Genomic DNA, 13,721 nt, shown 5'->3' on the forward strand with positions numbered 1-13,721 from the left:
CTGCTTACAAAAATGTTACTGGCTAAAAACAGATAAGCCCACCATCAAAAGTGACGAAGAGCCCAACTTCTCCGAAATATCCAAACAAGAGCAGTAAAAGAGTCTAAAAATGAATTTGGTATTTTGGAGTCTTCCCTAGTCCCTGTTGCTTTCCCTGCAGCCGCGCTCCACTTTGCAGAACTCCAAAGTCTTTTTGTTGAGACTTCCTTCGACACCCCATCGACGGTCAATCTAAGGTAAACATAACGCAGAACATCTGCATTTTCTGTTTTGGGCTTCTTTGGGAAAAAGAATAACCCGAAGCTTTTTTCTAACATAACATAAGCGTTTAAGGTGAACAAAGTTCGAATCGCTATGCATGCAAATCAAGACATAAATCACATTAACATGTTTTATATCAATCAATTACATTGATTTAATCGCGTCATTTTTACCTGAACAAAGAAGCCACGGATGACGCGACTGAATTTTGGATATTTATGCATATTTTGATACACAAATGACAACAAAAAACCCTGTAAATGATTAATTTACAGGGTTTTGATGCTTTTTGTTACTGTATTTGGCAGAGAGAGAGGGATTCGAACCCAATCTCTATCTAGCTTATTTTCAGTAATTTATGACGATCAAAATATACCTGCTCCCGGATTGCTCACTTGATGCTTAAAATTGGGCAATTGTTATATCAAAATAAAGCATTAACTATCTTATAACCAATATTTTATGAAAATAAATTTTCGAGTCTCCGCGGGTTCGAGTATCTAAAGGATCGTTTTTAAAATTTGTAAATAGCTGAATTTAAACTATTTAATGAATAGGCTTGCCTGACATTTCCCTTTTTTACTGATTTTTTCAAATTTTTCAGCCGAGAGTCCATTTAATGACCAATTTGATAAAATACACTTATCAGCCAACAGTTATTCGATCTTCATGACCTGCCGGACGACCAGAACATCTACTATCGATGAACCGGTCGCACTTCCAGAAAGTATAACTCAGGTGATGCACGGATATTTCTTTGAGGTGATTGTTCAGCTCACCTTCCAGCATGGACTCCAGAAGATGTTTTAACATCGGAGCGAATACCCCGTCGGTACCACCCATTTTTTGCCGTCATAGAAACCTTGCATCGCTTCTTCTTTGAAGCGTTCGAACCGGGTCGCCGGAGCGATCGAAGGATTCGTTTGTCTTCATTGTGTCGATAAGTTTAAAATCAATTTACTTATTTTTCCCCTTAATAGAATTAAGAGGTGACAGTTTAGTTCTCAGTCTCTGTAAGACTGCTATTTCATCTCTTCAAAAAATCCTTCAAGCTAATGGTTGCCATACCTAAACCCTTGGCTTTTATCTGCAAGCCATTATCAGATGTCAATAGAATCGGGTTCTCGGCTTTGTATTTGAGAGCTACGGACAGAATTAAGTTGTCAGGTGACTTTCTATTAAAATCAATTGGCAGTAAAGATAATTCTGCCGTCTCCATTTTTACATTTTTTCTATCCAAACTCAAATTTATATTTTTCAAAGCTCGTCGAACATTATTCTTTTGTTCTTCCGACAATGAAACCTTCAAATAATCGAGTTCATCAATAACTTTGGCAGAAAGAATTACGAAATATTTCTTATCAATTTTTTGTATTATATCAGGATAATCAACAAATACATTTGTGTCAATTACATACATGTTTTCCTTCTGCGAATCTATTTCTTTTCTCTTTCTTTCAAATTGAGATACATCAATCTTACCAACCACTTTAAGCCCAATTCGTGTAGAAGAATTAACTTCCGAATCGATTGCAAGATTTACTAAATCCACGTTTACAGCACCACTCGGTTTCAATTCTTCTGATAGATGAGATTCTGCATGATCTAGTGGATAGTTAAAAGCCAAGCTGTCTCTAAGTTTTGATAGAAACAAAGCAACCTCACCATGGAGCTTCACCTTCCTACCAAAATCATGTTCTACCAGAATAAATGTCGATTTTTTTGCTCTGCTTGTAGCAACATTAAAACGATTAACATTATATGAAAATGAACTAGATGACGGTATTACATAAAAGCAATAGTCAACATCTAACCCTTGTACCCTATCGACAGTATCAATTAAATAATCTCTACTCTTAGTTTTGCTTTTTAAGGATTGTTGTAAAAATTTAAGTACTTCGACATACGGCGTTAGAACTGCCACTGAGGAATTTTCAAGAAATGATATTTCATCAATGGCTTGTATCAGAAATTTTTCCATTTCTTTATTTATGCTACCAGAGTGATTATGGAACAGCAATAGTGAAGGACCGCCATTAGAGTGCATAATCCTAGACAACGTCGGAAGTTTTTCAATATCCGAATCAATATCCTCAAATAAAGATTTTGACCTTATTGTACCCTGGTAAAAAACATTGGTAAATTCAGTTGACCGTTGGGTTAATCTCCGGCTTTCAATTTTTCTTTTGAACTTAAAGCCTAACACTTGGCTAACCACATTCATTCCATTAATTAAATCCTTTACATTTGGAAATACCTCATAATTTTTATTAGTCACTATAGGGACAATTTGTTTGGGGTCACCCACCACAATCACCTTCTTCCCAATTTTACAAGCAGCTGCAATCGTAGTTAAATATGCCTGAGACGCCTCTTCAACAATAACATAATCAAACGTCTGAGTCTGTGTCTCCCAAATTTTAGAAAATTGATAGTAGGTAGTAAGTATCAAGATACCTTTTGCCGCAATCAGATCTTTCGCATCCATTAATAGGGGAAATCTTTGCTTCTCATCTAGCACGAGAGGCAATTTTGATACACGTTGTTCCTTGAACAGCTTTTCAAAAAAGGGCTTTTCACAAACTTCCATAGCAGCTTTGTTTGTCAAAGCTGTAATCATCACAGACTTATTGTCTAAAACAAGGCGAGAAACTAAATCAGCAATTTGATATGTTTTTCCTGTACCCGGTGGACCTTGGAGTACATATACATCATTTATTTTTAAGTCGTCAATGATACTTTGAACAATATCAATCTCTTCTGTTAACAATTCAGGAGCTCTGTTTCTATCAACCGTATATCCAAAATTCAAAATATTGCACCAAATGTCGCTGTTTTCACTGTTTATAGTCTCGCTAAATTGTTTCAAATTTATTAGGTATTCGAACGGAGGAAGCGTGGGGCCAAATGCTAGAATTTGATTGTACAGCAGACTGTCAACAAACTCTTTTTCCATCCCTCTTAACAGCATCGTTATCCATCCTTCTCTTTTGGATGGTATATAGTCCACAATGACAGTCTCGGAACTATTTCTATCCTTTAACAGATCTGCATAAATCATCTCTCCCCAAGAAGATGGTCGCTCCATACCCGCTTTAAGAGTAAAACAATTCATTTTTTGATCTAGCCGTGGAGAACTATATTTCTCACCAGCAGGGATATCTACGAAAACATTACCTCTTTTTTCGTCAACACCTTTAAATTGACCTACATATACCTCCCCATCCTGGAAAAGTGATATACCTCTTGCATTAAAAGTTTTCTTCACTGAGAATTCTAATTCTCTTAGCTCCTCAGTATAAAAATCGATTTGATCCTGCCTTCCTATCATTTGTCAAAGTTTAAAATCATCGTCAGAAACAGCAATATCACTTTCTCCTATCCGAATACTTGACTTCTTCAACTTGGAGAAGAGACTTTCCCTCATCGTCTCACTTGTTACAAGTATCATATGTGCATCGGATTCCAGAGTTTCGAAAAAATCGTCTATTTTCGACTCCTGTTTATTATTAGAAACGCGAAACAATACATTTTTCGACAGATCTTCATTCAGTAGATCAATTCTATCTTTGAATAATCTCACAGAGTTGCCAGGATAGACTACGGCTAAGTAGGTATATAGATCCTCCAACATATCCCAATGTTCCTTATCCAGATATAGCAACCCTCCCCTTGCACTACGAACAATACACGTAATCATATTACCGTCTGAATCAATAATATCATATAGCGCTGAATACTTCAGCCCACTTTCACCTTCACTCACCTTGTATCCTTGCTCGCTCAGGTAATACAATACGTGAACCTTAGCATTATCATTTTCATCCTTTTGCTTCTCTGATGAAATCCCGAAACGATCTTGAATCATCCTGTCGAATGTTTCATTATAGGTAAATTGAGGCTTTTCTAGTATAGATGGATCCCTACGCGTTTCTAATTCCCACTTTTCCAAAGACTGCAATGCATTTTTAGGAAAAACATTTGATAAATGCCTCATTAAATCTGACCTAAGCAAATTAGAAAAATAATATTTCCCTCCATATGTTATTTTTAAGTCTTTGGTAAAAGCCTTAATATCAAGATTATCATACATCATCTTGAAAGGAATTTCTCCATCATCATAGAGAAATATCGGGTAGCTTCTATGCTCGATCCACTCCTCATAAAATGGCTCATTCCATAATTTAGATTTTCCTTCCAACCGTTCCGTATCGATACTGGAAGTAACTTTAATAGTTTCTGTCTTAAAATGTGATATTTGCTTGCCGCAAGTGTCGTCTACGATTAACACTTGGTGATCCCGTTTAGAGAGAGCCTGAAAAATCTCAAAAGATAAATCCTGATCTAGTTTCAAAATCAGCAGTTGTCGATCCAATTTTACATTAATTAATTTATAAGTTCTACGTCCGTCCTCATTGATTCCACCAATTATTGGTATTGTTAAAGACGTAATACTTCCTTTGTTAAAACTAACCTGGTTATTAATTAATCTTATAAGATCTATGTTAAGGGTAATTATTTCTAAACTAAATTTTGTTAACCAAATATTTGTATTCCAAATAAGTTGATGGTTCTTTCTGGATTCATCATAGTGATGATTCACTTTAACTCTATCATAATTTTCCGAAATAACTTCTTGTCTTAATTTAACAATGGAGCTCTCGAACTCATTATAACCCAATTGAGAGATAAAATGAATCCTCTTTTCTGCGTCTAACTCAATCCATTCTTGCAGCCAATGAGGCAATATTTCGCATGAGATAGCCCAATCTTTCTGAACACAATTTCTAAGATCAAAATCAATAAAACTAAATCCCTTTAAATCCACGAGATCAATATCATGGATTATGTCTAAAAACCTTCTATAAGAAGAAAATAAAGAAATTAAATTCTTCTTATTTTGGAAATAATTATCAAAATGAATTTTAGACCATTTGAAGCCAGAATTAATCGAACGATGTAAAATTTGAAACACTACCTGGTATTCGGTGTAATACCCTCTTGACTCAGACTCGATTCTACTACAAATTTCATTTATCGGTAGTGATCTTGTCTTAAAAATTTGTTTTCTTAACTTGGTCTTATCTGTAATTTCAAAAAATGAGACAATTAATTTATCAAGGATATCTGACTCTCCTTTAAATTCCTCCAAAATATCAGAAAGTTTGAGAATTTTCTTTCCTTCACCCTTCCCAATATAAACGTTGTTACTAAGATCAAAGTCACTCAATGAACTATTGCCAATTTTTATTTTCTTGCGAAGGTCATCAATGACAAACTGTACATCAGGATCAGTGGAGTCAGGCTCTTCCACAACTCTTAAAATGTTGTTAACAATTATATGTTCTGGTGAAGAGGCCGAATACTCAAAATCTAAACCTAGCTTTAATTCCGGAAGATTTTCAATAAAATTCCTAAATACCTTCCAATCCACATTTCGTGGTAAGTAACTTGCAAAATTTTGATCATATAGCTTTGTTTCAATAATCGATTTTAACAAAGCGTGATCTCTCAATAAGCCAATTTTACTTCTAGTTTCACTACACAATTCAAGATCAAGCTCCTGAAATAATCCTATTAAACCTTCAATACTATTGATATATGATTTAAGAAATGTTTCAGAACTATCGAAAACTTGCTTGTTTCCTATTGGCACAATTGACCATTTGTTCTCCGAGGTAGAGATAAAGGTATACTTAAAGAAAAAGTCACTATAACTGCCATCTGCCTCCATCCAGTCCAAAAGAATGTTGGCTGATGTTATATCCAAGTTTTTTAAGCTCTCCCAATTATCAAATGGCTGACTATCCATTTTTAATGAAAATAAATTAATAATCTCTTTACAATCCAGTACTGGATACATTCGACCCAGAATGCCACCAAGATTATTATAATTTATTGAAGAAATAGACTGAAACGCCCGCGACCAAAAGACTCCATCACATTCCAAAAATCTTGTTTCATCATTAATATATAGCCATGGTATTAAAGCCCACTGACTTTGTGAAATATCAACATCCTCATTTCTCCAAGAGAACGCTTCTTTTAGAAACTGAATATATTGTTGTATACTTTCCTCTTTAAATTGTACATTCCATTCGCTAAAAAGAGATTTATTTAAAATGAACTTCGTAAAGACATCCTGTTTTGATATCAATTGTTTTTTTAGCGAATCAGGTAGGGCATTGTATTCTACCTTGCTGATTATAAAATCCCTTATAACAGTATTATTTAGTACTTCTTCAAAACTGATTAAATGATGAAGGGGTCTCGGAGTTCCTTTGCTATCGACAAATAACGTAAGTTGTCCAAAATACCTACTTACGCCTATACCATCCATAAATGGTGCATTTTGAAAAAAGTCAATCAGCATCAACTTTGTCGAAATAGCCATGTTTGACAAATTACCATTAGCCGCTATTCTTTCATATGTTAATGTCTTATCATTAACATATCCATTTAATGAAAGTAATACGCCATTGATATTAGTGTAATTGGCAAAGTTAAGGTTAACGGTGTGATAGCCGAGATGTTGAAATAGACTTTCGTAAGTTGCTGTATTTACCGTCATTATCCAAGCCTCCTCCTCCTTAACCAAAACTTCAAGTGACAATAGTTCACCATTGTGAACTACAAAAGGAATTTTACTAAAATATTCAGGTACAAAACCTGCTAACATTTCCAACCACCCGAGTAGCTCGGGTCTCTCAAACAGAGATTTTTCGGCTATTATTCTTCCCAAGCGCTCGCATATTATTGGAGTAACATGCTCTGCTAGTTTCTCCAAATCAATAATCTCCAAATTTAAATATTCATAATCTCGAAGATATCTTGTATCAAGATTGAGATGTGGAAGATACTTTTGGGTTTGGACAATTTCATAAAAAACTTCGTGACCAAATAATTTTACCAGGCCTGATATATCAATAATTGTTTCTGAAATTAATTGTATCTCGTTCCTGTCATTAACAACCGTACATTCTAATTCTAATCGTTCTAAGTATCTCTCATTATAACTGTCTATTATTACCTGGGCAGTATCGTCCTCAGGAAGTAGATTCCTTAGTAATAGTGATAAGTACGAGTTAAAAGATCTATTATCCCTGACAAACTCCGACGCGTAGTATGATATAGTAGCTACATGATTGTCTGCTACCTTTAACATGATAAACTTGTTCCATAGATTATCACCCTGTATCTTTTGACGGTCTGAGGAAGGAACAAAATCGGCGTTTATCAAAAATGGCAGTTGGAATCTTGTATCCTCCATTGGGAGGTAGGTGAACAGACTTGAATATTTTGCAACTCCATTTGTGTAGTCTCGTTCTGGTATAATTTCATTTTCTTCCAGTGATATGCCAAACGAAATTTCCGTTTCGTCGACAGAGGCCAATTTGGGAGGAATTGTCTCAATTTCTCTACCTTCTAAATCCGTGAAATAATAGGTTACCTCATTGTAGTCATTAATTTTGTGTTGCTTTCTCAATCCAATATTGGATTGAGAAAATGAACTGTCCGAAACTTCTATGTTATCGAAAATTCGCTTTGTATAATAATAAACTTCATTTTTTTCACCTTTTCTAGACTTAGTAATTTCAGCGACATCGTCGATATCATTTCGAAAAACAGTAACTCCATTTTTAGGAGATCTAAATTTTGATATGTTTCGAAGGAACAGTAGGAACTGCGGACGCTTGGCGATGTTATCTATTGCTACTTTATATTCATCAATATTTGATTCTCCAAGTTTTAGAGCGAATTGAACCGGATTGTTAAAATTATTGAAGTTGCTATCATTGAAGTCTTCTGGCAAATGACTTTGCCATATAGGTATAACCTGCCATGGTATGTCCGTTGAACCGTTAAAACGCGTCTTTTGGTTTTTGAACTTTAATTTATCTTCTTCTAACAGTTCTGGATATTTTCTATACCTTTCACCAGCAAAATAAAAATTATCAAAATCCTCAAAAATACTGCTGTTGCGAAGGAACGCAAATTGATAGCCTCCAGACTTAACCCACACTTCTGTACTATCAGTAAAAACTGATTTGAAACCAATACCCTTATATCCCGTTTTCTTGTTATCTCCACGTTTAGTGCTTTCTGCCGCACTAGTTATGGCCTCTACGTCATTTTGATTAAAAAGAGCACCATCATGCATAATAAAGAAGTAGTCACCCTTGATATCAATATGAAACTCTACTTTCTCCCTACCCGGTGCGTCATCTGCGTTTTGTAACAATTCAAAAATCATTCGCTGCTTGGAGGAATACATTCCTTTACCGATTTCACGCATTAAATTAGCAATCATTTTGTTGGCCTCAGGATTACTTAGTCTCTCAAAACGTAATCGAATAAAATCTTTGTACGGATTTACTTCCAATTTTTTAATTGAGTGCGATACAGCACTGGGTAGTTTCCCAATATTTTCTTTTATGGAAAAAGAATAGTAGTTATTTTCGGACAAGGATATTTTGGGGTCAACAAAAACATTCAATGGCTCCTTGTTCCGCAATAAAATTTCACCAGAATCAGCATTCATCACAAATACAAATTCTGCATATCTATCATTTACACTTCGATAACATCCATAGTAAATAGATTCAATTGAATTTATTTGGGGATCTATTTCTTGGCTTAACGGATTTACAGCTTTTATTTTCAAAGAATACGGATTATTTCTACCCTTTGGCTGATTCGTGAACTCCAGTTCTACCAAATAAGAATCGCCGTCATTTAATGTTTGAACATTACCCCAAGAGAATGAAATTCGCCTAACTTCGACATTTACATCTTCAAAAGTGGGATAAATTAATTTTTCTTTACTTATAGGATGGACAAAACTATTGAAGTACCCGTGAGATTTATCCTCACTTTTATTTAAGGTTGCTATCAATATTAAATCGTCACTCTTCCAATTAATTTTTAGCTGTTTTGTATAGTCTCTCATATAAAATATTGATAGAAATCCTAAGCAACTTTATGGTACTGTTAGCTCTTCTTAATATCTCACCCATTAACTCCTCATCAATCAAGTATACACCCTTTAAGTATCTGGTACACAACCGCTGATTTTCAAAGCTTTAACGTACTTAATTATCCACTATATTCTAAAGGTTTCAGACCTAAATAAATGAAGTCTTTCTCTAGCATTTTTCAGAGTTTCTTCATCAAAAAGTATTTGAAATCTATCTTGAAGAATGATGTACTCGAAAGTTAGTTGTGGTTTGTTAATTGCTAGTAGTTTTTTAAAACCAGATTGGATATGGTCTGTTCCCGATTGCATAAGTCTATTGGCTCCTCCAACCGCTCCATAATTAAATATATAATCCCTTATTAGTCTTTCGTTGATTAATGGACCTTCCTTGATTGCTTCTGTAATGGTACGTTCAAAAATTGAGTTCAACTCAGCTTCAAGATTCAATAATTCTCCTTCTTTCGAATCCTCCTGTACTATATCGCGATTGGATAGCAATGAACTATCGAATTCAGATACAATTCTCTTTAATTTGTTGAATCTGGCCTGAAATTGCATTAGCAATAAATTTTCATCACTATGTATTACAAATTCATGATTGTATGATTCCGCGGAGATAGTCCAGTTGTAAGATCCAGCCATAAGATTTTTATTGTCGAAAATGGCAAACTTATCATGCAAGAATTTCCCACTTCCTTTTTGAAGAACAAACACTTTTCCCCCACCATTGATAAATCTGGTATAGGAAAGTCTATCATTTTCCATATGATCACTTATAATGATTTCTACTTTGCAACCATCTTTGACTTTATCTGTTAAAAATCCTAAGAGCTCTTTACTAGTAAACCAAGCTACCGCAATTTGAATTGAATCTTTTGATTGATAAATGTTGGATCTAATTTCATCCCTAATATTTCCAAAAAATGCCTTTGCCATATGATCTTATATATTAAATAAACACCACTGTAAATTTGAAATTCATCTAGCCATCTCAATGTACCTGCAAAACGCATTAGCCAGCCTCATCTGACCTGGGCTTTTGCACTCAAGCTCGAATAACCTGGGGCTTGCTACTAAAATACAGGCGGACCTCGCACGTGAAACGGCTACGTTGAGCCGATTCAAACTATACAGAAACTCCATTCCTCGCGGTGCATCTTCCGGCGTTGATGTGCTCATTGAGAAAATTACCACCGGAGCTTCCTGTCCCTGAAATTTATCAACAGTTCCAATGTGAGTACCTGCGGGCAAGGCAGACTCCAAACCAACTACCTGGGCATTATAGGGAGCGATTACCATAATATCAGACAATGTCAGCGCTCTCCTTACATTTCCTCCGTCAGTCCAAAACACATCTCCTTTAATTAGCTCCGAGACAATTTCATGTACACGATGAACTTCTTCCAAGGATATACTCTGATTACCCTCATGTACCACTGGCTCATACCACAATCCAGCACCGGTATATTTTGTATTCCCGTCAAGTAACTGTTGTATCAAATGCGACTTGGAGCCTAGTCTACTTTCATAAAAAAGCTCGGACGTAAAGGCACAGATTTCTGGATGCAAGCGCCAGGTTGTATCTAAAAATATTCCCCTATCTGATGGTATCGTTTTCTGGCCATTTAGGATATGTTCAAGTGCCGAAACTTCCGTTCCTTCTGGATGACTTCCTTGTTGTGGTTGCTGTAATTGTTGCGGATCTCCTAAAAGCACGATATTCTTAGCTGAAAGCGATACGGCCAAAGTGTCAATTAAGGATAACTGCCCTGCCTCATCAACGAAAAGCACATCAACAACACTTTCAAAATCTTCTCGTGCCCACAGCCAGGAAGTTCCTGCGGCAATGTTGGCTTGCCCAGTCACAAGCGCCTCTAATACTCTTTCGTTCGTTGTAACCTCCAATAATCTTGGATTCGGATGCTGAGATCTGGCTTTAACTTTTTGAACACAAGTTAATTCAACGTTTTGTTCATTAGCGGCTCTGATCACCTTATCCAATAAACCACTTATAACTTTATGACTAAGTGCTGTAACACCTACTTTTTTCCCAGCTGCCACTAATGCAATTATCATATTTGCTGCGGTATGACTCTTCCCTGCCCCAGGCGGACCTTGAATAGGCAGAACTCCCTGATTTAGTGCTAACACTATATCCACGGCCGATGCCTGTGCATCATCGGACAGTTCGTAGTTATGGCTTGTACGCGGGGGATTTTTCAACAACAGATCTCGTCCTGACCGAAAAAACCCATCGGAATCAATCCCATTATCTGCTACCCAATTAGCCAGTCGAAAAATCGCTTGTTCCTTAACCGTATCGTCTATTTGCACGTGCTTAAACACGGATATTGGGTGATTATCCCTAATACTTGGTCCTTTTCTTATATGGATTAGGCAAGCATCGAGATCGATTGCCTCAACGGTTCCTGCGTTCGAGCCGTCATTATTTTTTAAGATGTCTCCTTTCCTAATATCACAATCTTGCACAGGATATTGATAGACATCAATAACACTTTTTTTATCTAATTCTCTTGAACCGGTGAAAGCTAATCCTGAAAGAGCTGATTTCTCTTCAATCAACTCTTCTGAAGGTAAAGCCAAAATTCTAAAATATTCCCACCAAATTGCTTTCTTCTCACGCCGGTACCAGTCAAGCATGTTTGCCAACAGCCACCTTGCGTGCTCCTCTTCACTTCTTTCTTCAAAATTGATGGAAACGTCTTGATCCAGTCTATCGTAGAGCTCTTGAACTCGCTGCTGATGCTCAGTTAAGGCTTCACTTGTTTCACCTGTATCGATTGTTGGTCTCGAAATTTCACAACCCTCGCCCAATAAGTCTTCTCGAATAGTCTCTAACCAATTCCGCAGACTTTTAGTTGATACACAGTCCTCATGATTATAACTTTCAATTGCCCGAATTGTATCCTCCGGAATTCTATCACGATGGTTTGTTTCAATTAGCCTTTCGAAGGCTCTCAAATGATGAGATGCATCTCTGAGCTCCATCTTTCTTTTAAACTCATAAAAAACCTCTAATTCTTTCAAGGAATACCGTTCAATTCCAGCTCTTATGGCTTGTTTCGTAATGCTGTAAATATCAATAAAAATATTCCCTCTAAGCATTTTGTCAATCTCAGCCTCACGCGTTGCATATTTGCCCATCAGCCTCTTCAAAGCGCTGGGCTCATATGCTGTATAATGATAAATATGGAGATCGGGATAAGCTTCCCACCGTTCCATGACCAGGTCAACAAAAGTTTCGAAAGCATCCTTTTCTTCTGATGCGTTCAATGCCCAAATCTTGTGGTAGCGATCTTCATCTGCAAACACCCATCCAAATAAATATTCCAATCCGGTTCTACCCACAAATGGATCGCCTTCAAAGTCAAAAAAGATGTCTCCAACTGACGGTTCCGGAAGCCTGCCAACACCAGTCAAATTGTTATAGGGCAAAAGTTCATACACGGGCAACTGTGTTTCCCGAGCTTGTAGCTGGACCCTGGCTTGCTCCCGCACTCGCACATATGTTTCAATTGCACCACGTGCAGGCACTTGCGCTAGCGGCAATGCAACACCGGCAAGTTTTTCAAGTGTATCTGCTCCCCATTTATTAATTTCAATAGTCTGAGAACCTGACAAACCTGCTACAAAAGAAAGATGATCATCATCCCTTCTGCGTTGATCGCATTTTTGCCACCACCTACAGATGTCACATTGAGCAACAGGAACTGGATAAAGTTCGATGTCCGTTGGCTCGATAGCACTCAGTAATCTATTTTTAATTAGGCGGTAGTAGGCAAGAAAATCGTCAAGCCTAAAAGTATGCATGCTAAATCCGTCTTCCGGAGTCATCACATACATCTGATCTGGCATAATCCCCTGAATTTCAGAAATCAATTCAGAGTATAGACAAATTTGCAAAATTGTCCCGGCCCGAGTCTCGTTGGCAAGTTTGGAATCAATAACTTCATATGACCAGCTGCCCAGCCTACTCGGTTTGTCCACCTTTTTTAGAAAATCCGCACGGCCTAACCAAATCCCACTTTTTAGACTCGCCTGGTAGACAACATCCACTCCAGACTTCATTGCAGAAATAGTTCGCTCAATGGCATTAGTCTCGTCAACTCCTGGTTCAAAGGTACTGTAACCCTGTTCCCTTAAGTGGCTGAGATATTCCAGTTCAAATACTAAGCCGCGTTCTTGTAAGATCGCAAGTGATGGATCTCGATAAGTTGGTTGTTCAATAAACCCTTGCGCAGCAGCAAGATCCAAAGATGTCAAATGACAACATGTACTATGATTAGACAGGTCACCTGCCGAAATAATAATTCCGTGCTCGGTTTTTCTCATAAAGTATTCTTTAAGAGGGGGTTGAAAATTCTAGTTGTATTCCTTGTCTAATTCTCTATATTCAGCATCTTTCTTTTGAAGTTCAATATTGAGTTCTACTCTCTTATTAAATTGCTTGCATTTTGCAACT

At 36.7% G+C, this 13,721-nt stretch carries 4 protein-coding genes; all 4 read right to left on the reverse strand.

What is annotated here, in order from left to right; translation table 11 throughout:
* Positions 1–1,288: 1,288 nt before the first annotated feature.
* Complete coding sequence (locus tag M1L62_RS00005; protein ID WP_254410941.1) at positions 1,289–3,592, reverse strand: PIN domain-containing protein; 2,304 nt, start codon at positions 3,590–3,592, stop codon at positions 1,289–1,291.
* Positions 3,593–3,595: 3 nt separating this feature from the next.
* The gene (locus M1L62_RS00010) at positions 3,596–9,211 is read right to left on the reverse strand and encodes a sacsin N-terminal ATP-binding-like domain-containing protein (protein ID WP_254410942.1); all 5,616 of its coding nucleotides are present in this window, start codon (positions 9,209–9,211) and stop codon (positions 3,596–3,598) included.
* Between the two features lie 153 nt (positions 9,212–9,364).
* Positions 9,365–10,174, reverse strand: coding sequence for a phospholipase D-like domain-containing protein (locus M1L62_RS00015; RefSeq protein WP_254410943.1), 810 nt, complete (start codon positions 10,172–10,174; stop codon positions 9,365–9,367).
* A 42-nt stretch (positions 10,175–10,216) separates the two neighbouring features.
* Complete coding sequence (locus tag M1L62_RS00020; RefSeq protein ID WP_254410944.1) at positions 10,217–13,591, reverse strand: TM0106 family RecB-like putative nuclease; 3,375 nt, start codon at positions 13,589–13,591, stop codon at positions 10,217–10,219.
* Between the last annotated feature and the right edge of the window lie 130 nt (positions 13,592–13,721).

Origin of the sequence: Dyadobacter diqingensis, assembly GCF_024220585.1 — a bacterium.
Lineage (GTDB): Bacteria > Bacteroidota > Bacteroidia > Cytophagales > Spirosomataceae > Dyadobacter > Dyadobacter diqingensis.